The 23,577-nt window shown below is 72.4% G+C and carries 24 protein-coding genes; 6 read left to right on the top strand and 18 right to left on the bottom strand.

Annotation, left to right across the window (positions count from 1 at the left end; all coding sequences use genetic code 11):
• Position 1 precedes the first annotated feature (1 nt).
• The 5 genes from K1T35_RS16025 to K1T35_RS16005 are packed head-to-tail and all read right to left on the bottom strand — an operon-like array spanning position 2 to position 5,263.
• Entirely contained in the window at positions 2-1,102 is a 1,101-nt protein-coding gene (locus K1T35_RS16025) for an acetoin dehydrogenase dihydrolipoyllysine-residue acetyltransferase subunit (protein ID WP_220260944.1), read from the bottom strand.
• Positions 1,092-2,105, bottom strand: a complete 1,014-nt coding sequence (locus tag K1T35_RS16020; protein ID WP_220260943.1) for an alpha-ketoacid dehydrogenase subunit beta — start codon at positions 2,103-2,105, stop codon at positions 1,092-1,094. Before K1T35_RS16020 ends, K1T35_RS16025 begins: the two co-directional genes overlap by 11 nt.
• 15 nt (positions 2,106-2,120) lie before the next feature.
• Positions 2,121-3,116, bottom strand: a complete 996-nt coding sequence (locus K1T35_RS16015; RefSeq protein ID WP_220260942.1) for a thiamine pyrophosphate-dependent dehydrogenase E1 component subunit alpha — start codon at positions 3,114-3,116, stop codon at positions 2,121-2,123.
• Complete coding sequence (locus K1T35_RS16010; RefSeq protein ID WP_220260941.1) at positions 3,117-4,178, bottom strand: 2,3-butanediol dehydrogenase; 1,062 nt, start codon at positions 4,176-4,178, stop codon at positions 3,117-3,119.
• Complete coding sequence (locus K1T35_RS16005; RefSeq protein WP_255621958.1) at positions 4,175-5,263, bottom strand: NAD(+)/NADH kinase; 1,089 nt, start codon at positions 5,261-5,263, stop codon at positions 4,175-4,177. The genes K1T35_RS16010 and K1T35_RS16005 overlap by 4 nt, the downstream gene beginning before the upstream one ends.
• A 204-nt stretch (positions 5,264-5,467) precedes the next feature.
• Between K1T35_RS16005 and K1T35_RS16000 the strand changes: the two genes are divergently transcribed.
• Positions 5,468-5,902: an SRPBCC family protein gene (locus K1T35_RS16000; protein WP_220260940.1), complete on the top strand. Its 435-nt coding sequence runs from the start codon at positions 5,468-5,470 to the stop codon at positions 5,900-5,902.
• On the opposite strand, the gene K1T35_RS15995 is transcribed toward K1T35_RS16000, so the two are convergent.
• Together K1T35_RS15995 and K1T35_RS15990 are read right to left on the bottom strand one after the other, a co-directional pair.
• Positions 5,899-7,155 carry a GAF domain-containing protein gene (locus K1T35_RS15995; protein ID WP_255621957.1) on the bottom strand — a complete coding sequence of 419 codons (1,257 nt, stop codon included), beginning with the start codon at positions 7,153-7,155 and terminating at the stop codon, positions 5,899-5,901. The genes K1T35_RS16000 and K1T35_RS15995 overlap by 4 nt on opposite strands.
• A 20-nt stretch (positions 7,156-7,175) precedes the next feature.
• The gene (locus K1T35_RS15990) at positions 7,176-8,078 is read right to left on the bottom strand and encodes an EamA family transporter (RefSeq protein ID WP_220260939.1); all 903 of its coding nucleotides are present in this window, start codon (positions 8,076-8,078) and stop codon (positions 7,176-7,178) included.
• 73 nt (positions 8,079-8,151) lie between these two features.
• Between K1T35_RS15990 and K1T35_RS15985 the strand changes: the two genes are divergently transcribed.
• Positions 8,152-9,066, top strand: coding sequence for a LysR family transcriptional regulator (locus tag K1T35_RS15985; protein ID WP_220260938.1), 915 nt, complete (start codon positions 8,152-8,154; stop codon positions 9,064-9,066).
• 36 nt (positions 9,067-9,102) lie between these two features.
• On the opposite strand, the gene K1T35_RS15980 is transcribed toward K1T35_RS15985, so the two are convergent.
• The 4 genes from K1T35_RS15980 to uvrB all read right to left on the bottom strand — a co-directional run bounded on the left by K1T35_RS15980 (position 9,103) and on the right by uvrB (position 13,630).
• Positions 9,103-9,504 carry a VOC family protein gene (locus K1T35_RS15980; protein ID WP_220260937.1) on the bottom strand — a complete coding sequence of 134 codons (402 nt, stop codon included), beginning with the start codon at positions 9,502-9,504 and terminating at the stop codon, positions 9,103-9,105.
• Between the two features lie 18 nt (positions 9,505-9,522).
• A complete protein-coding gene (locus tag K1T35_RS15975) occupies positions 9,523-9,882 on the bottom strand; it encodes an MmcQ/YjbR family DNA-binding protein (protein WP_255621956.1) in 360 nt (119 codons plus the stop codon).
• Complete coding sequence (locus K1T35_RS15970; RefSeq protein ID WP_220260936.1) at positions 9,879-11,156, bottom strand: glycosyltransferase 87 family protein; 1,278 nt, start codon at positions 11,154-11,156, stop codon at positions 9,879-9,881. Before K1T35_RS15970 ends, K1T35_RS15975 begins: the two co-directional genes overlap by 4 nt.
• A 290-nt stretch (positions 11,157-11,446) precedes the next feature.
• Positions 11,447-13,630: an excinuclease ABC subunit UvrB gene (gene uvrB / locus K1T35_RS15965; protein WP_304940856.1), complete on the bottom strand. Its 2,184-nt coding sequence runs from the start codon at positions 13,628-13,630 to the stop codon at positions 11,447-11,449.
• Positions 13,631-13,681: 51 nt separating this feature from the next.
• Here uvrB and K1T35_RS15960 point away from each other — a divergent pair, with 51 nt between their 5' ends.
• Positions 13,682-14,191, top strand: coding sequence for a DUF402 domain-containing protein (locus K1T35_RS15960; protein WP_220260935.1), 510 nt, complete (start codon positions 13,682-13,684; stop codon positions 14,189-14,191).
• Here the strand turns inward: K1T35_RS15960 and K1T35_RS15955 are convergent.
• From K1T35_RS15955 to rpsA, 5 genes are all read right to left on the bottom strand, one after another.
• Positions 14,188-14,835 (bottom strand): hypothetical protein, encoded by a 648-nt coding sequence (locus K1T35_RS15955; RefSeq protein WP_220260934.1) that lies wholly within the window; start codon positions 14,833-14,835, stop codon positions 14,188-14,190. The genes K1T35_RS15960 and K1T35_RS15955 overlap by 4 nt on opposite strands.
• Positions 14,832-15,539 carry an RNA polymerase sigma factor gene (locus K1T35_RS15950; protein ID WP_220260933.1) on the bottom strand — a complete coding sequence of 236 codons (708 nt, stop codon included), beginning with the start codon at positions 15,537-15,539 and terminating at the stop codon, positions 14,832-14,834. Before K1T35_RS15950 ends, K1T35_RS15955 begins: the two co-directional genes overlap by 4 nt.
• Before the next feature lie 100 nt (positions 15,540-15,639).
• Positions 15,640-16,833 (bottom strand): dephospho-CoA kinase, encoded by a 1,194-nt coding sequence (gene coaE, locus K1T35_RS15945; RefSeq protein ID WP_220260932.1) that lies wholly within the window; start codon positions 16,831-16,833, stop codon positions 15,640-15,642.
• 180 nt (positions 16,834-17,013) lie between these two features.
• Positions 17,014-17,691 (bottom strand): hypothetical protein, encoded by a 678-nt coding sequence (locus tag K1T35_RS15940; protein WP_220260931.1) that lies wholly within the window; start codon positions 17,689-17,691, stop codon positions 17,014-17,016.
• 138 nt (positions 17,692-17,829) lie between these two features.
• Positions 17,830-19,296, bottom strand: a complete 1,467-nt coding sequence (rpsA, locus tag K1T35_RS15935; RefSeq protein WP_220260930.1) for a 30S ribosomal protein S1 — start codon at positions 19,294-19,296, stop codon at positions 17,830-17,832.
• A 195-nt stretch (positions 19,297-19,491) separates the two neighbouring features.
• On the opposite strand from rpsA, the gene K1T35_RS15930 reads away from it, so the two are divergent.
• Genes K1T35_RS15930 through K1T35_RS15920 form a run of 3 tightly spaced genes read left to right on the top strand, consistent with a single transcriptional unit; the run spans position 19,492 to position 21,965 of the window.
• The gene (locus K1T35_RS15930; RefSeq protein ID WP_220260929.1) at positions 19,492-20,355 is read left to right on the top strand and encodes a class I SAM-dependent methyltransferase; all 864 of its coding nucleotides are present in this window, start codon (positions 19,492-19,494) and stop codon (positions 20,353-20,355) included.
• Between the two features lie 57 nt (positions 20,356-20,412).
• Entirely contained in the window at positions 20,413-21,531 is a 1,119-nt protein-coding gene (locus tag K1T35_RS15925; protein ID WP_220260928.1) for a winged helix DNA-binding domain-containing protein, read from the top strand.
• Positions 21,532-21,545: 14 nt separating this feature from the next.
• Positions 21,546-21,965, top strand: a complete 420-nt coding sequence (locus K1T35_RS15920; RefSeq protein ID WP_220260927.1) for a hotdog fold thioesterase — start codon at positions 21,546-21,548, stop codon at positions 21,963-21,965.
• A gap of 17 nt (positions 21,966-21,982) precedes the next feature.
• Here the strand turns inward: K1T35_RS15920 and K1T35_RS15915 are convergent, their stop codons facing one another.
• Both K1T35_RS15915 and K1T35_RS15910 read right to left on the bottom strand, forming a co-directional pair.
• On the bottom strand, positions 21,983-22,699 hold the full coding sequence (locus tag K1T35_RS15915) for an ABC transporter ATP-binding protein (protein ID WP_370645509.1): 717 nt from the start codon (positions 22,697-22,699) through the stop codon (positions 21,983-21,985).
• On the bottom strand, positions 22,692-23,549 hold the full coding sequence (locus tag K1T35_RS15910; RefSeq protein ID WP_220262633.1) for an ABC transporter ATP-binding protein: 858 nt from the start codon (positions 23,547-23,549) through the stop codon (positions 22,692-22,694). Before K1T35_RS15910 ends, K1T35_RS15915 begins: the two co-directional genes overlap by 8 nt.
• Positions 23,550-23,577 lie beyond the last annotated feature (28 nt).

Genomic DNA, 23,577 nt, shown 5'->3' with positions numbered 1-23,577 from the left:
TTCAGAGGCGAGCCCGGACGGCCGCGAGGACCTCGCCGGGAGCCTCCATGTGCGGCATGTGCCCGGCGGCCACCCGGGTCAGCTCCACCCCCTCCGGCAGCGGAACGATGCGGTCGGACGCGCCCCACACCACCGTCACCGGCACGTCAACGCCCGCCAGCAGCGCCGGTGTGTCGATCGCCTGCCGGTCGCCGTCGAGGAGGGTGCCGAGCACGGCCGTGAGCGCCTTGTCGACGCCGTCGAGCCGCTTGTAGCGCAGCAGGTCGTCGACGAGCTGGCGCGTGACGAGGGCCTCGTCCGCGAACAGCCGTCCGACCAGCGGTTTCAGCTCCCGCCGCGAGGACGCCGCCGCGAACCCGCGCAGGTACTCCGCGTCGGCCTCCGGCGTGAACCCGGCCGGGGCGATCAGCGTCAGCGACGCCACCTTCCCCGGCGCCGCCTTCGCCACCGCCGCCACGACGGCCCCGCCGAGCGAGTGCCCGACGAGATGCGCCCGGCCGATGCCGAGCGCGTCGAGGAACCCGGAGACGGTCTCGGTGAGCGTCTGCAGCGACCCGTCGCCCACGTCCTTGGTGGACGCGCCGTGCCCCGGCAGGTCCAGCGCGACCGCCCGGTGCCCCTCCTCCGCGAGGGGCTGCTGCACGAACAACCAGGAGTTCTTGTCCCCGCCGTAGCCGTGCACGAGCACGACGGGATCACCTGCGTCATCGGGCCCCAGCACCAGGTAGGAGATCGTCCGCCCGCCGACCTCGACGAGCTGCGGCTCCGGCTCGTCGTCGGCTTCGAGGGCCCCGGACGCGACGGCCGCCTTCGCCTCCTCGACGACGGCGTCGATCTCGGCGTCGGGCACGTCCGCCGGGGCGACGACGGCGAGCACCGCCCCGACCGGCAGGTCCGTGCCCGGCTCGGCGATGATCCGCCGCACCGGCCCCTCGACCGGCGACTCCAGGGTGCCGGCGATCTTGTCGGTCTCGATGTCGACGATGTCGTCGCCCTTGGCGACCGTGTCGCCCTCCGACACGAACCAGTCGACGATCTTGCCCGTCTTCATCGACAGGCCCCACTTGGGCATCGTCACCCGCTGGATGCGGTCATCGGGCATAGTCCACCGCCCTCTTCACCGCACCGGCGATCTTCGCCGCGTCCGGGATGAACAGGTCCTCCAGCGAGTCGGAGAACGGCACGGGCGTGTGCGGGCCGGTCACCAGCTGGATCGGCGCGCGTAGCGACCCGAACGCGTCCTGTGCGACGGTCGCCGCGATGTCCGTGGCGAGCGAGCAGCGCGGGTTCGACTCGTCGACGACGACCAGGCGGCCGGTGTTCTCCACCGACTCCAGGATCGTCTCGGTGTCGAGCGGGCTGGTGGTGCGCGGGTCGATCACCTCGGCCTGCACGCCGGAACCGGCCAGCTCCTCGGCCGCCTCCAGCGCCATGTGCACCATCCGCCCGATCGCGACGATCGTGACGTCGTCCCCCTCGCGCACGATGTTCGCCTCACCGAACGGGATCGCGTAGCTCTCCTCCGGTACGTCCGCCGAGGTGTCGTAGAGCATCTTGTGCTCGGCGAAGATCACCGGGTCGTCGTCGCGGATCGACTGGATCATCAGCCCCTTGGCGTCGTACGCGTTGGACGGCGCCGCGACCTTCAGGCCAGGTACGTGCGTGAACACCGGCAGCAGCGACTGCGAGTGCTGCGCGGCGGCCCGCAGGCCGGCACCCCACATCGTGCGGATCACGACGGGCGTGACGGCCTTGCCGCCGAACATGTACCGGAACTTCGCGGCTTGGTTGAAGATCTGGTCGAAGCAGACGCCCATGAAGTCGATGAACATCAGCTCGGCCACCGGGCGGAGCCCGCCGGTCGCGGCCCCGATCGCCGCGCCGATGAACGCCGACTCCGAGATCGGGGTGTCCAGCACCCGCCCCGGGAACTTCCCGTACAGGCCCTTGGTGACGCCGAGGACCCCGCCCCACGCGTCCATCTCACCGGGCGAGCCCTCGCCGCCCGCGTTGTCCTCGCCCATGACGATCACGCGCTCGTCGCGCTCCATCTCCTGGGCCAGCGCCTCGTTGATCGCTTCGCGGTAGGTGATGCTGCGTGCCATCTCGAGTCCCTCCGATCAGTACGAGACGTAGACGTCGGTCAGCAGGTCGTCCGGGCCGGGTTTCGGCGCCGCCTTGGCGGCAACGACGGCCTCGTCGATGGCGGCGGCGACCTCCGAGTCGATCCCGTCGAGCTGGTCGGCGGAGAGCTGCCCACCGTCGGTGACGCGCGCGCGGAACCGCTTGAGGCAGTCGAGGCGCTCGCGGGCGTCGGCGACCTCGGCGCCGCGGTAGAGCTGCTGGTCTCCCTCGAAGTGGCCGAAGTAGCGGGTGAACTTGACCTCGATCAGCGTCGGCCCACCGCCGTCACGGGCCCGCGCGATCGCCTCGCCCGCCGCCTCGTGCACGGCGAAGAAGTCGAACCCGTCGACGATCACGCCCGGCATGCCGAACGCGGCGGCCCGGTCGGCGATGTCGTCGCTCGCCACCGACCAGCTCGACGACGTCGACTCGGCGTAACCGTTGTTCTCCGCCACGAAGATCGCGGGCAGGTTCCAGACCGTGGCCAGGTTCAACGACTCGAGCGTGGTGCCCTGGTTCGAGGCGCCGTCGCCGAAGAACGCGACCGCGACCCCGCCGTCGCCCTTGTGCTTGGACGCCAGCGCGCGGCCGCAGATGAGGGGCGGGCCGCCGCCGACGATGCCGTTCGCGCCGAGCATGCCCTTGGACAGGTCGGCGATGTGCATCGAGCCGCCCTTGCCGCGACACGACCCGGTGCTGCGGCCGTAGATCTCGGCCATCATCGCCGCGACGTCCACGCCCTTGGCGATGCAGTGGCCGTGACCGCGGTGGGTGGAGGCGATGGCGTCGCGCTCGTCGAGGTGGGCGCACACCCCAGCGGCGGACGCCTCCTCACCCGCGTACAGGTGCACGAACCCGGGGATGTCGCCGCCCGCGAACTCCTCGTGCACCCGCTCCTCGAAGTCACGGATCGTCCGCATCACGCGGTAGGCCTGGAGGAGCTGGTCGGGCGTGAGCTCCTGGGACGTGGGGGTGGACAGCGTTCCGGTCATCTACAGCTCCTTCGGCGAGACGAGGATCTTCACGTTCTCCTCCTTGTTGTCGATCAGCTCCCGGAAGCCGCCGTCGACGAGGTCGGCCAGGCCGATCCGGCCGGTGATGAACTGCTCTGCGTCGACCTTCCCGTCGCGGAGCAGGGCGATCGTGTCGGCGTGGTCGCCGCAGTAGGCCAGCGAGCCGATCACGCTGACCTCCGACAGCACGAGGTCGTTCATCGCCACCCGCGGCACGTGGCCCCAGATCGCGACGTTCACGACGGTGCCGCCGGGCCGCACGGAGCCGATCGCGGCCGCCAGCACGGCGTCGACGCCCGCGCACTCGAACGCGACGTCCGCTCCGCCCCCGGTGAGGTCGCGGATCGCGTCGGGCACATCGGTGCCGGCCGGGTCGAGGATCTCGTCCGCGCCCGCCCCGGCCGCCTTCGCCTTGCGCGCTGCCGCGGGCTCGACCACGACGACCTTTCCCGCTCCGGCTGCCTTCAGCGCCGCCGTCGTCACGAGGCCGATCGGCCCGGCCCCGAAGACGGCCGCCGTCCCACCGGGCCGCAGTCCCGAGAGCCGCACGGCGTGGTACCCGACGGCCAGCGGCTCGACGAGGGCCCCGATGTCGGTGGGGATGTCGCCGAGCGGGTGCACCCAGCGCGCGTCCACCACGCACCGCTCGGCGAACCCACCGTCCGGGCCGGAGAGGCCCACGAACCCGAGCTTCCGGCAGATGTTGTAGCGCCCCGACGCGCAGGCGACGCACTCGCCGCACACGTAGTACGGCTCGACGGCGACCCGGTCACCCTCCCGCACGCCCGTCACGCCGGTGCCGACCGCGGACACGACGCCCGCGAACTCGTGCCCCATCACGACCGGCAACTCGGCGCCGGTGATCGGGTGCGGCGCGCCCCTGTTCGGGATGAAGATCGGGCCTTCGAGGAACTCGTGCAGGTCGGTGCCGCAGATGCCGCACCAGTCGACGCTGACCTCGACCTGACCGGGCCCGACCTGCGGGTCCGGGACGTCGTCGACGCGGATGTCGCCCCTGCCGTGGAACCGTGCCGCCTTCATGTGACCTCCAGAACACCTGGTTCGAGCAGCCGCCGCTGCGCCGCGGCAGCCAGGACGGTGCGCACGTCGAGCACGCGAGGCCCGTCGGGCGCGAGCGTGACGGTGACGGGGGTCGACGGCCCGAACTCGATCTCCCGCTCGCCGTCGACGGCGACGGTGCCGCGCTCGAGCTCGACCGGATGTGGCCGGCCTGCTGCGAGCGGGCCGGCGTACCGCACGCCGATCGGCGCGACGACCCCGGGCGCGATCGGGGCCAGCACGGTCTGCGTCGAGTCCTCGGCGAGCCGGACGACCACCCCACCCGGCGCCGTGCGGCTCACCGGGTGCAGCAACCCGGCGACGCTGGACAGGCCGATGGCGTGCGGCTCGGCGAAGGCGCAGTAGAGCTCGCGCAAGGTGGCCGGCTGCCAGAGCGCCCGTGAGCCGACGTGCGTCACGGTCGAGACGCAGGCGTCGACGAGGGCGAGCTCGTGGGTCGCGCCCGCGACCACGTGCAGGGCCTTCGCCCGGTAGCTGGCATCGGCGAGCGGAACCCGGCCGGTCGCGACGAGCCCGGCGGCGGTGCCCGCGACCGTCGCCTCCCACATCTCGGGGAACGCGTTGTTCGTGCCGGTCGACAGCGGCAGCAGCGCCGCGTCCCCGCTCGCCGCGGCGGCCGCCCGGACCGTTCCGTCGCCACCGAGCAGGACGATCACCGACGCCCCCGCGGCCACCATCCGCCGCACCAGCACGCGGGTGTCCTCGGCCGTACCGGAGATCGCGTCGAGCTCGACGAACTCCAGCTCGGGCCACCGCGCGGCCCCCGGACGGCGCTTGTCCCGGGCCCGCAGCACCCCGGCCGCGACGCCCATGCCGTCTGTCGACATCAGGACGCGGCCGACGCCCGTGGCACCGGCCGCAGCGATGAGCCGCAGCGCCATGTTGGTCTTCTCGGCGTTCGGGAAGACCGAGGCCTGCGCGACGAGCCTGCGGATGTCCCGCCCGGACATCGGGTTGGCGACGATGCCGACGGCCGAGCCCCCCACGACCGGCAGCCCCGTCGCACCGGACGGCCGCACCCGCCCGTTCGACCCGCCCTGCTGCACCCACGCCTCCGAGGCTCCGCGAGGCCCCGGCGCCCCGCGTGATCCACCTCACTTTGATCTGGGCGGCAGGACAACAGTTGCACGGAGGTTGCACCCGGCTCGCCCCGTAACGCCGGGCGGGCCGGAGGACACTCATCTCCCAGGACCACCTCGAGGAGCGCCGGTCCGACTTCCCCGACCCCGACTAGCGCTGATGGGCCCGCCATGACAGTTGATGTCCGGCCGAGCGTGGTGGTGCACCGCTCCCCGGCCGAGGTCGCCGCGTTCATGTTCGACCCCGCCAACGATCTGCGGTGGACCGGCGGCATCACCGCCAGCACCCCGGCGCAACCCGGCCCGCTCGTCGAGGGAGCGACCGTCGTTCGGACCGCACGGTTCCTCGGCCGCCGGTTCACCTACGGCTACGTCGTCACCCGGCACGAACCGGACCGGCTGGTCGAGCTGCAGGTCGACCGCCCGTTCCCGATGACCGTCCGCTACGAGCTCGAGGCACACGCCGACGGAACCCTGGTGACGATCCGCGCCACCGGCAGCCCCGGCAGGTTCTTCGGGTGGGCCACCCCGCTGCTCGCCCGCCAGGTGCACCGGAACATCGCCGCCGATCTCCGCCGCATGCGTGACTGCCTGGAATCTGGTTAGCGACCTGCGGCGAGCCGGCGTACGCCCGGCGCCGTGGAGCCGCGCAGCAGCGCCGACGCGGCCGGGTCGGGCGCGGACACCTCGACCTCGGGAGCGATCCGGTAGGGCCGGGCGAGCAGCAGGCCGCCCAGCGACCGGCGCAGGCGCGACATCTCGGCGCGGACCGTGACGAGGTGGTCGCGATCGCCGTAGAGCGCCGACGACAGCGCGCCGGCGTCCATCCCCGCCGGGCCTGCGGTGGCCAGCAGCACGAGGACCTCGGCGTGCCGCGTGGACAACGGGTGCACCCAGCGCGCCGACCCGTCGACGACGGCCCGCGGCGGGCGGGCGTCGAGGTCGAGGGTGAGGCGGATCCGGGCGGCGTCCTCCACCCGCAGCAGCCACCCGCCCGGCACCGGCTCGGGCACGAGCATGCCCACGCCGTGCACCGAGACCGGCCGGCCGGCCCGCGGAACCGCGACGCGCTCCACGCTCGGCATGCCGGTGGCGGCCGCGACCCAGCCGTGCTCGTCGACGACGAGGCCCGCGCCCCGCAGGCGGGAGAGGATCGGGGCCGCGAGCCCGCGCAGCGCCTCGAGCCGACCCTCGTGCTGACGCCACAGGCTCGCCTCCGCGAGCTTCACCGCGGTGCCGACCAGCGCAACCGTCGTGGGGTGCACGGTGTGCGCAGGCCCGCTGACGTCGACCACACCCAGCAGCTCACCGGAGCGCGGGTCGTGCACGGGGCAGGCGGTGCAGGTCCAGACGTGGTGGGACCGCACGAAGTGCTCGGCCGCGAACATCTGCACGGGGGCCGCCTCGGCGAGGGCGGTGCCTATGGCGTTGCTGCCGACGCTGGCCTCCGACCAGTCGGCGCCCTCGGTGAAGCCGAGCCGGTCGGCGCGGCGGCGCACCTGCGCCGCCCCCTCCCGCCAGAGCAGCCTGCCTTCGGCATCGGTGATGACCATGATGTGCGTGGCGTCGTCGGCCACCGACGTGAGCGCGGCGCGCAGCTCGGGCAGCACCCGCTGCAGCGGGTTCCCCACCCGGCGCCGCTCCACCTCGGTCGGAGGCAACGGGCCGGACGGATGGCCGAGGTCGGGATCGACGCCCTGCGCCCGCACCCGCTCCCAGGACCGCGCGACGAGCCGGCGCGGCGCGGCAGGCGGCCGGTCGCCGGAGAGCAGCGCGTCGTGGACGCGGGCGAGCATGCGAGCGTGCCGGCCGATATCCGTGCCCGGCCGGAGCGCGCAGACCCCTTCGTCCGCACTCATGAGCATCACCCGGGCTCACACTAGGCAGGCGCGATGCTCTTCGTCGACACCACGATCGGCGCGGGACGTGGCGTGCCCAGCAGCACGCCCCCGACGATGACCGCCGCGGACACCAGCTCCACCACGCTCGGCCGCTCGCCGAGCAACGTGGCGGCCAGCCCGATACCCACCACCGGCACGAGCATCGAGTACGGCGCCACTACCCCGGCCGGGTACCGCCGCATCAGCCCGACCCAGAGCCCCGATCCGATCAGCGTGCCCAGCACCGCGATGTACCCGAGCGCCACGACGCCGGGCAGGCCCGCGGGTGTGACGGCGGCGCGCACCGCCTCCCAGCCCGCTGCCGGGCCCTCCCAGATCAGCGACATCGCCAGCAGCGGGATCGGTGGCACCACCGACGCCCACAACGTCAGGTGCATCGGGTTCGGCGCCGCGGCAAGGCGGCTGGCGAGGTTGCCGAACGCCCAGCCCAGCGCCCCGAGCAGGGTGAGCAGCACCGGAAGCACGGCGGCCACCTGTGCCCGCGACACCGCGATCGCCACGAACCCGAGCAGCGCGATCGAGATGCCGATCCCCTGCCGCGGCGAGATCCGCTCGCGCAGGAGCAGCGCCCCGAGCAGCACCGTGAACGGCGCGGACGACTGCAGCACCAGCGACGCGAGCCCGGTCGGCATCCCGATGTCCATCGCGATGAACAGGAAGATGAACTGCACGGTGCCGAACCCGACCCCGTACCCCAGCAACCAGCGCAGCGGCACCCGGGGCCACGGCACCAGCAGGACCGTCGGCACGGCGAGCACCAGGAACCGGATCCCGGCCAGGAACAGCGGGGGGAAGTGTTCCAGCCCGACGTGGATCGCGATGAAGTTCCCGCCCCAGAGGATGGCGACGAACCCCGCGAGCAGGCGGTGGCGGATGGTCACGTCCTCGCAGTCTTCGGGCTGACGACCACACAGACCAGCGAAATGTTCTGAAACGACTCTTTAGGATCGCTTCATGGACGTCCAGCGGCTGCGGGTGCTGCGTGAGCTCGCCGACCGTGGCTCGGTCACGGCGGTCGCCGCCGCGCTCTCGTTCACCCCGTCCGCGATCTCCCAGCAGCTCAAGGCGCTCGCCGAGGAGGTCGGCATGCCGCTCACCGAGCCGGCGGGACGCGGGCTGCGCCTCACCGACGCCGGGCACGCGCTCGTCGCCGAGACCGAGGGGGTGCTCACCGCGCTCGCGCGGGCCGAGGCCGCGGTGGAGCGGCTGCGCACGGAGCCGCGTGGACAGGTGCGGGTCGCCCTGTTCCCGTCCGGGGCGCGGATGCTGCTCCCGGGGCTGCTGCGGCGCGTGAACGCGATGCCCGGCGTCGATCTGCTGTGCCGCGACGTCGACATGACCCCCACCGACGTGCCCGCCCTCGCCGCCGACTTCGACGTCGTGGTGAGCCACCGCGACGAGACGGCGCCCCCGCCGCCCACCACCCGGTGGCTCGTCGTCCCGTTGCTGCGCGAACCGCTCGACGTCGCGCTCCCACCGCGGCAGCGGCTCGCGCGGCGGAGACGGCTGCGGCTCGAGGAGCTCGCAGGTGAGGACTGGATCAGCGTGGGCGTCGGCTGGCCCGTCGACGACATCCTGCGATCGCTCGCGGTTGCCACCGGCTCCACGCCGCGGGTGGTGCAGCGGATCAACGACTTCGCCGTCACCGAGGAGCTGGTGGCGGCCGGGCACGGGATCGCGCTGCTGCCCCGCTACTCCACCGACGACCGTGGTGGCCGCAGGCTCGTCGTACGTCCGCTCGCCGGGGTCCGCGCGGGCCGGCTCGTGGAGGCGGTGGTGCGCACGAGCACGGCGGAACGGCCCGCCGTCGCGAGCGTGCTCGACGCGCTGCGCGCAGAGGCGGACTCGCTCACCGCTCGGCCTCGCTGACGCTCAGCCGGCGCTTCGCGCGCTCGCTCCGCTCGCTCATTGCAGGCAGAACTCGTTCCCCTCGGGATCGGTGAGCACGATCCACCAGCCGCTCTCCTCCCGCATCTCCCGCACCATGCTGGCGCCCGCGGCCACGAGCTGGGACATGTGCGACCGCACGGCCGCCCGCCGGTCCAGGGCACCGTGCCCGGCGTTGACGTCGAGGTGCACGCGGTTCTTCAGCTTCTTCGGCTCGGGCACGCGCTGGAACAGGATCCGCGGCCCGATGCCCGCGGGGTCGACGATCGCGGTGTACTGCTCCTCCCGCGCGCCGTCGCCGCTGCTCACGAGATATCCCGGCCGCGGCGGCTGCAGCACGTACCCGAGAGCCACCGCCCAGAACGCGGCCAGCCGCCTGGGGTCGCGCGCGTCCACAGTGATCTGGAGGGGGATCGCCATGGGTTGCAGTTTGCCGCGTCATCCCCCAGTCGGGCGAAGCCGCTTCGGCAACTTGGCGACGATCGCGTCGTAGGACTCGTCGACGAGCTCGCGCAGCTCCTCGTCCGGGATCGTGCCGTCGACCCGCACGCTGTTCCAGCCGTGCCGGCCGATGTAGGGCATCACCGTGACGTGCTCCGGGTAGCGGTGGCGCAGCTCCGCGGCCTCGTCCTCGGTCGCACCGCACTTGACGCCCAGCCCACCGCCACCGAGGAACGCGAAGATCTTCCCGCCGACCTTGGCCACGACGTCGCCCTCCCACGGCTCGTCCTCGACGGCGCCCGGTTTGGCCAGGCAGTACGCGACGAGCTCGTCGTGCATCGCCGTGTCCTCGGTCATGGGGAGGCTTTCGCCCGGGACCGCTGCGAGAACCACAGCAGGACGATCAGCAGGACGGTGAACCACACGTAGGTACCGTCGACGGCCTGCTGCAGCGGCGTCCACGTCAGCTCCTGCTCCCCGCCGCGGGGGTGGACGAATTGGTGTGGCGCGACGACGAAGACCGCCGCCATCGCCACCGTGACCGCCGTCCACACGGCCGACCGCTGCGCCCACGCGGTGGCCGCGGCGACGAGCAGCGCGGGCGCCACCCACACCCAGTGGTGCGACCAGGACGTCGGGGAGACCAGCAGCCCGACGGCCGCGAGCGTGACGAGCGCCAGCGGCGCGGGCGCCCGCCGGATCGCGGGGGCGGCGAGCGCGAGCAGCACGACCGACAGCAGGAGCCATGCGACGGTGCGCGGCGTGCCGTCGACCCCGGCCCGAACCAGCATCGCCTCGAACGTCTGGTTGGTGAAGAACGGCGAGCCGCTCACCCCGCCGGCCGGGTCGGACCAGAACTCCCACGACTGCGTGGGCGCCACGACGAACCCGATCACGGTGGCGACGATCCCTGAGACGGCAGACGTGGCAGCGGCGCGGTAGTCCCGGCGCAGGAGGAAGAACAGCACGAAGACCGCGGGCGTCAGCTTGATCGCCGCGGCGACACCGATGAGCATGCCGCGCGGCCACTTCGGCCTGGCGACCAGGCAGTCGAGGGCGACCAGCGCCATCAGCACGAGGTTGATCTGCCCGAACTCGATCGTCTGCAGCACCGGCTCGAGCCCGAGCGCCGGACGGCCAGGGACGGGGTGGTCGAAGTCGATGGCCCGCCCCGGTTCAACGACCAGCGCGAGCGGCAGCGCGATCGACGCGACCGACAGGGCGCCGGCCCGCCCGCCGGACGGCCACAGCCGCCGCGCGAAGACGTACAGGGTGGCGCCGAGCGACAGCGCCGAGAGCCCGAGCAGCCCCACCCACGCGACGACCCACGGCACGACCGCGAGCGGCACCATCAGCAGTGCCGCGAACGGCGGGTAGATGAACGGCAGCGCGATGTTCCCCGAGGTCACGGGCAAGGGTCCGTAGAGGTCCCCGCCTGCCAGCCAGGCCTGCACCCCGAACCGGTAGACCTCCAGGTCGATGTGCCGGCCGCCGGTGTGCGCCACGAGCCCCGCGAGCGCCAGCGCGAGGAGCGGCACGGTGACCGGCACGACGCGCGACGGCGTGCGGAGAAGTTGGAGCAGCCGCGGAGCGACTGGCGTGCGTGCGGTCGACGCGCCGACAACCGTCACGCTTGTCTCCCTCCCCTACCTAGCTCCCCCGCCACGGTAGCCCGACCGTGGCCCCGCACGACGCCCACCCCTGCGGCGCCGGCCCTCATCCGCACCCATGATCAGCGTCCCGGTGTGCAGGCGGCCACATCCGGCCGTCAACGCACCCGAGCGACGATCACGACGACACGAGAGCGCAAGATCACCAGGTGGGTGCGCACACGGCCATATCCGGCCGTTGGCGCACCCACCCGACGATCACGGCCTGCCCCGCCCCCGGCGGCCACCGCCCATCCGGAGCCGGGACGGCCTCAGCGGATCCCGGCCGCGTCCATCCCGCGGAGCTCCTTCTTGAGGTCCGCGATCTCGTCGCGGATCCGGGCGGCGAGCTCGAACTGCAGGTCGCGGGCCGCGGCGAGCATCTGGTCGGACAGTTGCTGGACCAGGTCGGCCAGCTCTGCGCGGGGCATGTTGGCGGTGTCGCGCCGGGCGACGATGCCCGAGCTGGCGGCGGCCGGCGCGCGGCCGGGCTCGCCCGCGGCGCGTTTGCCACGGGACTGGTTGCGCCCGGACCCGCCGACGGGGACCTCCTCGGCCTCCCGGTAGACCTGGTCGAGGATGTCGGCGATCTTCTTGCGCAGCGGCTGCGGATCGAGGCCGTTGGCCTCGTTGTAGGCGACCTGCTTGGCGCGGCGGCGGTCGGTCTCGTCGATGGCGTACTGCATCGACTCGGTGACCTTGTCGGCGTACATGTGCACCTCGCCCGACACGTTGCGGGCCGCCCGGCCGATCGTCTGGATCAGCGACGTGCCGGAACGGAGGAAGCCCTCCTTGTCGGCGTCGAGGATCGCGACGAGCGAGACCTCGGGAAGGTCGAGGCCCTCGCGGAGCAGGTTGATGCCGACCAGCACGTCGTACTCGCCGAGCCGCAGCTGCCTCAGCAGCTCCACCCGGCGCAGCGTGTCGACCTCGGAGTGCAGGTAGCGCACCCGGATACCCAGCTCGAGCAGGTAGTCGGTGAGGTCCTCCGCCATCTTCTTGGTGAGGGTGGTGACCAGCACGCGCTCGTCGCGGTCGCTGCGCTCCCTGATCTCGTGGACCAGGTCGTCGATCTGGCCCTTGGTGGGCTTGACCACGACCTTCGGGTCGACGAGGCCGGTGGGGCGGATGACCTGCTCGACGAACTCCCCGCCCGTGCGGGAGAGCTCGTAGGGGCCGGGCGTGGCGGACAGGTAGAGCGTCTGGCCGATCCGGTCGGTGAACTCCTCCCACGTGAGCGGCCGGTTGTCGACCGCCGACGGCAGCCGGAACCCGAACTCGACGAGGTTGCGCTTGCGCGACATGTCGCCCTCGTACATGCCACCGATCTGCGGGACCGTCTGGTGGGACTCGTCGATGACCAGCAGGAAGTCGTCGGGGAAATAGTCGATCAACGTGGCGGGCGCGGAGCCGGCGCCGCGGCCGTCGATGTGGCGCGAGTAGTTCTCGATGCCGGAGCAGAACCCGACCTGGCGGATCATCTCGAGGTCGTACTGGGTGCGCATCCGCAGCCGCTGCGCCTCGAGCATCTTGCCCTGCCGCTCGAACTCCGCGAGCCGCTCCTCGAGCTCTGCCTCGATGTCGCGGACGGCGCGCTCCATCCGATCCGGGCCGGCGACGTAGTGGGTGGCAGGGAAGATGCGCACGTCGTCGACCTGGCGCAGGACGTCGCCGGTGAGCGGGTGCAGGTAGTAGAGCGCCTCGACCTCGTCGCCGAAGAACTCGATGCGGATCGCGAGCTCCTCGTAGGCTGGGATGATCTCCACGGTGTCGCCGCGGACCCGGAACGTGCCCCGGGCGAACGCGAGGTCGTTGCGGGTGTACTGGACGTCGACGAGCGCACGGAGCAGCGTGTCGCGCTCGACGGTGGCACCGACCTCGAGCTTCACCGACCGGTCGAGGTAGGACTGCGGCGTGCCCAGGCCGTAGATGCAGGACACCGAGGCCACCACGACGACGTCGCGCCGGGACAGGAGGTTCATCGTGGCCGAGTGGCGCAGGCGCTCGACGTCCTGGTTGATCGAGGAGTCCTTCTCGATGTAGGTGTCGGTCTGCGCGATGTAGGCCTCGGGCTGGTAGTAGTCGTAGTACGAGACGAAGTACTCGACGGCGTTGTTGGGCAGCATCTCGCGCAGCTCGTTGGCCAGCTGCGCCGCGAGGGTCTTGTTCGGCGCCATCACGAGCGTGGGCCGCTGCAGCCGCTCGATCAGCCACGCGGTGGTGGCCGACTTGCCGGTGCCGGTGGCACCGAGCAGCACGACGTCCTGCTCACCGGCATTGATCCGGCGCTCCAGCTCCTCGATGGCGGCAGGCTGGTCGCCCGCGGGCCGGTACGGGCTGACGACCTCGAAGCGGCCGCCCGTGCGGGGGATCTCCCCGACGGGGCGGAACTCCGAGTGCGCCACCGGCACGTCCGGGAGCGCGGCGCTGCCGGGAACCTCAGTCGCGAATGCCACGCCGTCCAGGGTACGAGCTGGGCCCGACAAGAACTGGCAGCATCGGTTTCCGTGCACCCGCCGAAGACCGTGACCTTCGACGTCCCGGCCCGCGTGAACACCGACACCAAGGGTTTCCGGCGCCCCGTCGACGAGTTCCGCGAGACGCCGTTCGGCCTCTACATGAGCCGGGCGATGGTCAACCGGCCCACGGCGCACTGGGTGGAGTCATGGCTCCTGCCCGATCTCGGCCTGTGCGTGACGGACTGGTGGTGGAACCCGGGCCATGCCCGGGAGCAGGACTTCTACCTCGACATCTGCCAGATCGTCCGGGACGGCGGGCGCTGGGTGCTCACCGACCACTACCTGGACATCGTGGTGCGCACGGGCCACGACGCGACCGTGGTGGACGTCGACGAGTTCGTGGCGGCAGTGGCGCTCGGCCTGCTCGCTCCCGCCGCGGCCGAGTCGGCGATGCACACCGCTTACCGCGCCGTGGACGGACTGGCGAGCCACGACCACGACCTGAACGCATGGCTCGCGACGTTCGGGATCGAGCTGAGCTGGAAGGAGCGTCCCTAGCCCGAGGTCGGGGGGTCGGGTTCCGAGGTCGGCTCGGGGTCGTTCGTCTCCGTGGGGTCCTTGGTCGGGTCCGGGTCGCTGGTCGGCTGGGGCTTCGACGTGGGCTTCGGCGGCTTGGTCGGCTTCGTCGGCTTGGACGTCTCGTCCTCGTCGCCCTCGTCGTTGTTCTCCGTCCTCCGCGTGGTGGTGGTCTGCGGCGACGACGCGGTGGTGGGGACGACGGCAGGCGGCGGGGGGAGCACGGGCGGGGGCGGCGCGGCGAGCGCCGGGTCGGGACCGGGCGCGGGAGCCGGGACCGGGTCCTCGACGGGTGCGTCCTCCGAGGTCGTCTCCTCGGTGGAGGACGTGGGCTCTTCCTCGACGGGCAGCGACGCCCCGGCCCCGACCCGCGTGGACGGCCCGGTGTCGGCCGAGATGGCTGCGGCCGGGTCGATGGCCTGGCTCGGCACCGTGAGCTGGGCGACCGCCGTTGTGGCGCCCAGCGCGCCGACGGTGAGGACCGCCGCCGCGGCCGCGGTGCTGGCCCGGTTGAGCGTGCGCGCCCGACGGATGACCGTGTCCACCGAGGGGAGCGTGACAGCGGTCGCCAGCTCGTCGTCGAGCCTGCGCAGCTCGTCGGTGATGCGCTCGTAGCCGTCCGTCACCGACGACCTCCCTCGTAGTCGTGGGCAGCGGGATTGTGGGCATCGGGGTCGTCGAGCCCGTGGTCATCGGATCTCGCCGGCCCGGCACCGTCGAGCCCGTAGCCGGGGGCGTAACCGGTGGCGGCGGCGTCGCCCAGCACGTCGGGGAGCACGTCGGCCATCCCCTCCGTGACGACGTGGCGGCCGCGCGTCAGCCGGGCGTGGACCAGCGTCTCGGACGCCTGCTCGATGGCCGCGATCTCCTCGACCGTGGCACCGGCCATGTGGAACAGGACGACCGCGCGCCGCTCCGCGGGCGACAGCCGAGCCAGCGACCTGAGGATGGCCCGGGTGCGGTCGTCGACGCCGGTGCCGATGGCCCGCGGACGACCGATCCCGAAGCGGGCCAGCGCTCCCCGCCAGCTGCGGATGGTGGAACGGACCGCGACGCGCCGGATCCACGCGCTCGGGTCGGGGGTGCGACCGATCGCCACCCAGCTGCGCCACGCCCGGGAGTAGGCGTCCTGCACGACGTCGTGGGCCTCGCCCGGGTTGAGCGTGATGGCGTACAGCTGCGCGACGAGACGCTGGTAGTTGGCTTCGAGGTGGGCCCCGAAGTCCACACGCAGCTCAGCAGGCGTGCTGAGGCTGGGCCGCTGCACCAGCTCGGTGCCGTCCGACGCGTCGTCGTCGAGATCGGCACGCTGGGAGACCGAAGCGGTCACTCCTCGCCCCTCCCCGACAGCTCGCCCTTCACCCGAACGGAGATGCTTTGCCTCCTCCATCGACGGACTACTCCGGTCTGTTACCGGCAGCATCCTCCGTTCAGTCCAACGACGGGACCCATGCGGAAGTTGCGGCCCAATCGTCGGCCTGTCTCGAAGCTGCGTCGAACCACGGCTCTTTCACCTCGACGTACCGGTCGGCGTCGGGGTCCTCCGCGTACCGTTCGGCCGCCGTCAGCTTGACGGCGAGGTACTCCGCGCGGGCCGCGGCGTCGGCGCGCAGCCAGTCGCGGAAGAGCAGCGCGTAGCGCCACCCGGGCGAGCCGATCTCGCGGATGTGCAGGTTCACGACCCGCCCCGGATCCGCGCTGCCGTGCACCCGCTTGGGCCAGACCGGCGAGCCGGCCGGCCTCGGGTTGTCGTGGTCGATGCGCGGGTGCCACGGAAAGCCCGCGTCCTGCAGGTCGTCGCGCACGGCGTCGGCGTCGGCGAGCGACTCGACCCCGAGCTGCAGATCGATGACGTCCTTGGCGGGCAGTCCGGGCACCGAGGTGGACCCGATGTGCGCCACGCCGCGGCCGCGCTCACCCACCGCGGCGGCCACGCGCGCCCGCAGGCGCTCTGCCGCGGCGGGCCAATCCGGATCCGGGCCGACGAGCCGCGGCGCGCCGGCCGAGACGGCCCGGCGCTCCCGCAGGTTCACCTCGAACGGGACGAGCCGCCGCTCCCAGAGCGCGTCGACCGCGGCGTCGAGATCGCGCTCGTCACCGGAGTTGTCCAACCAGACGTCGGCGGCCGCCCGGCGCGCGTCGTCGCTCGCCTGGGCGGCGAGCCGTGCGCGGGCATCCGCCTCGGGCAGGCCGCGCCGCACGAGCCGCCGCACCCGCTCCTCCGCGTCGGCGTGCACCACGACCACCAGCGGGAAGAGCGGCGCCATGCCGTTCTCGACGAGCAGCGGGATGTCCTGTACGACCACGGCGTCCGCGGGAGCCGCGGCGATGAGCTCGGTGGACCGATCCCGCACCCGCGGGTGCACGATCGCGTTGAGCCGTTGCAGGGCGGCCGGGTCGCCGAACACGACCGCCGCCAGCGCCGCCCGGTCGAGGGCACCGGATGCGTCCAGCACGCCGTCGCCGAACGCGGCGGCCACCTCGACGAGCCCCTCGGTGCCGGGGGCGACGACCTCGCGGGCCAGCACGTCGGAGTCGACGAGAACCGCGCCGCGCTCGACCAGGCGGCGCGCGACCGTCGACTTGCCCGATCCGATGCCCCCGGTGAGGCCGACGCGCAGCACGGCGGGAGGTTACATGGCCGCGTCCCGTGGGTCTCGGGCGATGGGATTCGTGATCCAGATGGCTCCTGGCATGGCGGAGGCCCGAGCCGTTGTATCGAGATACCCGGTCGGGCCGACAACGCAGCCAGGGGCCATCTGGGCGCGAATCCCGCGGTCGAGATCCGCGGGACACGGCCAGGATCATCGGTCGGCGCCGGCCTGCGACATCGGCTCGTTCGGCGGGGGTGCGGCCGCCGGCTCCGCCGAGACGGCCGGGAGTATCCGCAGGGCGAGGTCCACCAGCGCGTCGGCGCGGGTCTTCCCGCCGGGCAGCGGCTGGTCCGGCAGCACGAGCGTCAGGTTGCTCGTGGAGTGGGCGACCATCAGCACGGCCTGGCCCCGCTTCTCGAAGAGCACACCCGGTGCGCTGCCGAGCGGTACGTCACGCCGCTCCCCCGACTCCGCCCTGACGTTCACCTGCCACTGGGCGGAGGCGGCCGCGGCGTCCCGGTAGGCGGTGGCGTTGAGGTCCAGCAGCGGCCTGCCGCCACCGTCGCCGACGCGGGTGTAGCGACAGGAGACCCGTTCGACGCGGCCCACGGCCGGCTGGGGGACCCCGATGGTGGTGCGCACGGACACCGAGCCCAGCGGGAGCCCCATCACGGCCTCGAGATCGGGGGCGCCGAGGATGCGGCCGCAGTCGACCGGGATGACGCGGCCGTCGTCGGCCGCCGTGGTGGCCGGCCCCTGCTCGGCGGCCGTCGGGAAGGTCGGCACGGCCGTCGGCTCGGCCTCAGAGGTGCTGCACCCACCGATCGCCAGCGCGAGCGCGACAGCGAGCAGCGCCCGCGCGGCGCGCCCGCCTCCCGCCCCGCGCATGGTCTCCACGTTAGATCGGAACAGGGCGGTTATCACCCGACGCGCCCGCTCGCTCACCGAACCGTGACAAACCTTGCCCCGAACGCGGGACGGCCCCGGTGACCAGTGGTCACCGGGGCCGTCATAGCGATCTTGCGATCAGGCTCCGCCGGACAGCTTCTCCCGCAGCGCGGCCAGCTGCTCGTCGCTGGCGAGCGAGCCGCCGGTCTGCGCCGGGGCCGCCTCCCCACCGGACGAGTAGTTGGCAGCCCCGCCGTCGGCGGCCGCCTCGGCCTCCGCCTCGGCGGTCTTGCGGATCTGCGCGATGTGCTGCTCGTAGCGCGTGTGCGCCTCGGCGTACTCCTTCTCCCAGGCCTCGCGCTGAGTCTCGAAGCCTTCCTTCCACTCGCCGGTGTCGACGTCGAAGCCCTCGGGGTAGATGTAGTTCCCCTGGTCGTCGTACTCGGCTGCCATGCCGTAGCGGGTGGGGTCGAACTCGGTGTCGACCGTCATGCCCTCGTTGGCCTGCTTGAGCGACAGCGAGATGCGCCGCCGGTCGAGATCGATGTCGATGACCTTGACCATGCAGTCGTCGCCGACCTGCACGACCTGCTCCGGGATCTCGACGTGGCGCTCGGCCAGCTCCGAGATGTGCACCAGGCCCTCGATGCCCTCCTCGACGCGCACGAAGGCGCCGAACGGGACGAGCTTGGTGACCTTGCCCGGCACGATCTGCCCGATCGCGTGGGTGCGGGCGTACAGCCGCCACGGGTCTTCCTGCGTGGCCTTGAGCGACAGCGAGACGCGCTCGCGGTCCATCTCCACGGACAGGACCTCGACCGTGACCTCCTGGCCGACCTCGACGACCTCGCTCGGGTGGTCGATGTGCTTCCAGGACAGCTCGGAGACGTGCACCAGGCCGTCGACCCCACCGAGGTCGACGAACGCACCGAAGTTGACCACCGAGGACACCACGCCCTTGCGGACCTGGCCCTGCTTCAGCTGGTTGAGGAACTCGCTGCGGACCTCGGACTGGGTCTGCTCCAGCCATGCGCGGCGCGACAGGACCACGTTGTTGCGGTTCTTGTCGAGCTCGATGATCTTGGCCTCGATCTTGCGGCCGACGTACGGCTGCAGATCGCGGACGCGGCGCATCTCGACCAGCGAGGCCGGCAGGAAGCCGCGGAGCCCGATGTCCAGGATCAGGCCGCCCTTGACGACCTCGATGACCGTGCCCTCGACAGGCTCGTCGGCCTCCTTGAGGGCCTCGATCGTGCCCCACGCGCGCTCGTACTGCGCGCGCTTCTTGGACAGGATCAGGCGGCCTTCCTTGTCCTCCTTCTGGAGAACGAGGGCCTCGACGTACTCACCGACCGACACGACCTCAGCGGGGTCGACATCGTGCTTGATGGAGAGCTCGCGCGAGGGGATGACGCCCTCGGTCTTGTAGCCGATGTCGAGCAGGACCTCGTCACGGTCGACCTTGACGATCGTGCCTTCGACGATGTCGCCATCGTTGAAGTACTTGATCGTCTGGTCGATGGCGGCGAGGAAATCCTCCTCCGACCCGATGTCGTTGACGGCGACCTGCGGCGTGGTCGGGGCGGCGGTGGTGTCGGTGGACATGTAGTGGGGTGCTCCGGTGGTGGATGGTCTGGTGGTGCGGTCTGTGTTGGGTACGTCTCGTGACGTGGTGCTGTCACCCTTAGTCGTGGATCGTGGAAAACATCGCGATGCGTGGTCGGAGCGAAGCGCGCGTCGTACCCGCGACGTTGACCACAACGCGAGTATCATGCTACGCGCCGCCCGATCAGCAGGGCAATGCGGGTACCCCCTGCTCAACCGCCAACCTTCCCTGATGATTCCCAGGTGAGCGCCGAAGAGTTGCTGGGGACGGCCGGGGTGGCCCGCCGGGAGGTGGGCAGCGCCGAGTCGGAGCGCGCGAGCCGGATGTGGTGGGACGCCGACGCCGACGACTACCTGGCAGAACACGGCCGCGACATCGGCGAGGCCGACTTCATGTGGTGCCCGGAAGGCCTGCGCGAGGCCGACGCCCGCCTGCTCGGCGACGTCACCGGTCTGCGGGTGCTGGAGGTCGGCTGCGGCTCGGCGCCGTGCTCACGGTGGCTCGCCGCGCAGGGTGCCCGCCCCGTGGCGCTCGACCTGTCCGCCGGGATGCTGCGCCACGCAGCCACGCTGAGTGCCGCCACCGGATTGGCGGTACCACTCGTGCAGGCGGGCGCCGAGCGCCTGCCGTTCGCCGACGCCTCCTTCGACGCCGCCTGCTCCGCGTTCGGGGCCGTGCCGTTCGTGGCCGAGCCGGAGCGAGTGATGCGCGAGGTCGCGCGGGTGCTGCGCCCGGGCGCCCGCTGGGTGTTCGCCGTCAACCACCCCATGCGCTGGATGTTCTCCGACGATCCCGGCCCCGACGGGCTCACCGTCCAGCAGTCCTACTTCGACCGCACCCCCTACGTCGAGATCGACGCCGAGGGCCACGCCACCTACGTGGAGCACCACCGCACACTGGGCGACCGCGTCCGCGACACCGTCGCCGCCGGCCTGGTGCTGGACGACCTGGTGGAACCGGAGTGGCCGGAGGACCGGGAGACCGTGTGGGGCCAGTGGTCCCCCCTGCGAGGCCGTCTCTTCCCCGGCACTGCGATCTTCGTGACGCACAAGCCGTAGCCTCCCGAGCTCCCTTCCCTTCCGGTCGGGCTCCTGTGCTGGGATCGCACCGTGAAGGTGACATGGCGGCAAGTGGTGCGGTGGCGGTTGCGGCGGCAGCTCCTCGTCGAGCCCGCGGCCGACGCGCTCGCCGTGGCGCGGCGGGTCTGCGGGCTGCATGCGCAGGTGGCGTCGTGCACCGAGCTGATCGCCGGCATCCGCAGCGCCACCCCGCCCGACCTCGACACGGCGCTGTGGCGCGACCGGTCGCTCGTGCGCACGTGGGCCATGCGCGGCACCTTGCACCTGCTGCCCGCCGACGAGCTCGACGTCTGGGTGGGTGCGCGCACCGACTACGAGTCGCGCCGTCGCTTCCCGCCCTCGTACGAGCGTGAGCACGGCGTCACCGGGGAGCAGGTGCACGCGATCACCGAGGCCGTCGGCGAGGTGCTCGGCGCCGAGCCGCTCAGCAGGGCCGAGCTCGCAGCCGCGATCACCGCTCGGCTCGGCGACCCGGCACTCGCCGCCCCGCTCTCCACCGGCTGGGGCGCCGTGCTCAAACCGGCGGCGAGCCGTGGCCTGCTCTGCTCCGGGCCGTCCACGGACGGCGCGGTCTCGTTCGTCAACCCGGCGGCATGGCTCGGGCGCCCGCTGCGGCCGATCGACCCGTCCGCGGCCAACCGTGAGGTGCTGCTGCGCTTCCTCACCGCCAACGGGCCGGCCACCGCGGTCGACGTCGCCCGCTGGTGGGGCGACCAGCCTGCCCCTGCCCGGCGCTGGTTCCGGGAGAACGCCGACGCGCTCACCGCCGTCGAGGTCGACGGCGAGGCCGGGTTCGTCGTCCGCGCCGAGGACGCCGACGAGCTCGCCGCCGTTCCCGACTCCCCGGAAGGGGACGTCGTGCTGCTCCCCGGCTTCGACCCATGGGTGATCGCGCCGCGCTCCCACCGCGAGCGCGCGGTACCGCCGGAACGCACGTCCGAGGTGTCGCGCACCGCGGGCTGGATCTCCCCCGTCCTCGTCGTCGACGGGGCGGTGGCCGCGGTGTGGGAGCACGAGCGGCGCGACGGGGAGCTCGCGGTCACCATCCGCCCGTTCAGCGAGCTCCCCGCCGCGGTCCGCGAGGCGGTGCACGCACCCGCCGCGCGCTACGCCGCCCTGCTCGGCGCTACCGACGTCAGCGTCGGATGGGGCTGACATAGGGTGCCGGAATGCCCATCGACCCGGCCGAGCTCACGCTTCCCGACGCACCCGAGCAGCTCCCCAAGCTGATGGGCATCGAGTTCGTCTCGCTGAGCCTCGACGAGGTGGTCGGCACCATGCCGGTGGCAGGCAACCGCCAGCCGTTCGGGCTGCTGCACGGCGGCGCCAACGCCGTGCTGGCCGAGACGCTCGGCTCCACGCTCTCGGCGCTGCACGCGCTGCCCGACCGGTTCCCGGTCGGCCTCGAGCTCGCGTGCACCCACCACCGATCGGCCACAGAAGGGCTGGTCACCGGGGTGGCCCGGCCGATCCACGTCGGCCGCAGCACGTCCACCACCGAGATCGTGATCACCGACGCCGAGGGCAGGCGCACCTGCACGGCGAAGCTGACCTGCCTGCACCGGGACACCCGGCCGTCCGGGTTCTGACCCGGACGGCCGAATGATCAGGCCACGCCGAGGTAAGCGTTGCGCACGGCAGGATCGTCGAGCAGCTGACGGCCGGTGCCGTGCTGCACCACCCGCCCCGTCTCCAGCACGTACGCCCGGTGCGCGAGGGCGAGGGCCTGGCTCGCGTTCTGCTCCACCAGCAGCACGGTGGTGCCCCGGTCGGCGTTGATGCTGCTGATGATCCGGAAGATCTGCTGGATGATCTGCGGCGCGAGCCCCATCGACGGCTCGTCGAGCAGCAGCACCCGGGGCCGCGCCATCAGCGCGCGGCCGATCGCGACCATCTGCTGCTCGCCGCCGGACAGGGTGCCGCCCGCCTGGTTGCGCCGCTCCGCGAGGCGCGGGAACAGCTCGAACACGTGGTCCAGGTCCTCGCGGTAGGCGGCCGTGCGCCGGTCCTTGCGGCTGTAGGCCCCCATGTCGAGGTTCTCCAGCACCGTGAGGCCCGGGAACACGCCGCGACCCTCCGGCGCCTGGCAGATCCCGCGGCGGACCCGCAGGTCGGCCCGCAGCCGCGTGATGTCCTCGCCCTCGAAGACCACCCGGCCCGCGCTCAGCGGCAACAGCCCGGAGACGGCCCGCATCGTGGTGGTCTTGCCGGCACCGTTGGCGCCGATCAGGGCCACGATCTCGCCTGCCTCCACCGTGACCGACACGTCCGAGAGCGCCTGGATGCGCCCGTAGTGCACGGCCACGCCGTCCAGCTCAAGCAGAGCCATCGTCGGGCACCCCCAGGTACGCCGCCACGACGGCGGGGTCTTCGCGGATCGCCTCCGGCTCGTCGTCAGCGATCTTGCGTCCGAACTCGAGGACGACGATGCGGTCGGTGACGCCCATCACCACCCTCATGTCGTGCTCGATGACGAGGACGGTGTACCCGTCCTCCCTGATCTTGCGGATCAGGGCGACCAGGTCGTCCTTCTCCGCGGGGTTGAAGCCGGCGGCCGGCTCGTCGAGGCACAGCAGCTTCGGCTCGGTGGCGAGCGCACGCGCGATCTCCAGCCGCCGCTGGTAGCCGTAGGGCAGGTTGCGCGCCTTCTCCGCGGCACGGTCGGCGATGCCGACGAACTCGAGCAGGGCCATCGACTTCTCGACGCCCGCCCGCTCCTCGGCGTAGTGCCGCGGCATGCGGAAGACGGCCCCCGGGACGCTCGTCTTGTGGCGGGCGTCCGTGCCCACCATGACGTTCTCGAGCGCCGTCATCTCACCGAACAGCCGGATGTTCTGGAACGTCCGCGCGATGCCGAGCCGGGTGATCTCGTAGCGGTGGCGGCGGCTGATCGAGCGTCCCTCGAGGAGCACATCGCCCGACGTCGGGCGGAATACGCCGGTCATGGCGTTGAAGCAGGTGGTCTTGCCCGCGCCGTTCGGCCCGATCAGCCCGAGGATCTCGCCACGCTGGATCGAGAAGGACACGGCGTCGAGGGCGGTCAGGCCGCCGAAGCGCATCGTGAGGTCGCGCAGCTCGAGCAGCGTGTCGCCGACGCCGACGGCGATCTCCCGATCGGTGGCGGCTGCTGCCGCCACCTCCCGCTCGTGCGCCGCCCGCTCCTGCGGCGTCATCCGCTGCAGCTCGGCGACGAGACCGCCC

The sequence above is a fragment of the Pseudonocardia sp. DSM 110487 genome, assembly GCF_019468565.1.
Lineage (GTDB): Bacteria > Actinomycetota > Actinomycetes > Mycobacteriales > Pseudonocardiaceae > Pseudonocardia.
This window is presented reverse-complemented; position numbering and strand designations above follow the sequence as displayed.

Coding starts and splice junctions, on each gene's coding strand:
- K1T35_RS16010 (WP_220260941.1), bottom strand. CDS start 4,178: ATGAAGGCGGCACGGTTCCACGGCAGGGGCGACATCCGCGTCGACGAC.
- K1T35_RS15940 (WP_220260931.1), bottom strand. CDS start 17,691: ATGCGCGGGGCGGGAGGCGGGCGCGCCGCGCGGGCGCTGCTCGCTGTC.
- K1T35_RS15975 (WP_255621956.1), bottom strand. CDS start 9,882: ATGACCGAGGACACGGCGATGCACGACGAGCTCGTCGCGTACTGCCTG.
- K1T35_RS16025 (WP_220260944.1), bottom strand. CDS start 1,102: ATGCCCGATGACCGCATCCAGCGGGTGACGATGCCCAAGTGGGGCCTG.
- K1T35_RS15930 (WP_220260929.1), top strand. CDS start 19,492: ATGCGGGTACCCCCTGCTCAACCGCCAACCTTCCCTGATGATTCCCAG.
- K1T35_RS15910 (WP_220262633.1), bottom strand. CDS start 23,549: ATGACGCCGCAGGAGCGGGCGGCGCACGAGCGGGAGGTGGCGGCAGCA.
- K1T35_RS15985 (WP_220260938.1), top strand. CDS start 8,152: ATGGACGTCCAGCGGCTGCGGGTGCTGCGTGAGCTCGCCGACCGTGGC.
- K1T35_RS16000 (WP_220260940.1), top strand. CDS start 5,468: ATGACAGTTGATGTCCGGCCGAGCGTGGTGGTGCACCGCTCCCCGGCC.
- K1T35_RS15920 (WP_220260927.1), top strand. CDS start 21,546: ATGCCCATCGACCCGGCCGAGCTCACGCTTCCCGACGCACCCGAGCAG.
- K1T35_RS15995 (WP_255621957.1), bottom strand. CDS start 7,155: ATGAGTGCGGACGAAGGGGTCTGCGCGCTCCGGCCGGGCACGGATATC.
- K1T35_RS16020 (WP_220260943.1), bottom strand. CDS start 2,105: ATGGCACGCAGCATCACCTACCGCGAAGCGATCAACGAGGCGCTGGCC.
- K1T35_RS15980 (WP_220260937.1), bottom strand. CDS start 9,504: ATGGCGATCCCCCTCCAGATCACTGTGGACGCGCGCGACCCCAGGCGG.
- K1T35_RS16015 (WP_220260942.1), bottom strand. CDS start 3,116: ATGACCGGAACGCTGTCCACCCCCACGTCCCAGGAGCTCACGCCCGAC.
- rpsA (WP_220260930.1), bottom strand. CDS start 19,296: ATGTCCACCGACACCACCGCCGCCCCGACCACGCCGCAGGTCGCCGTC.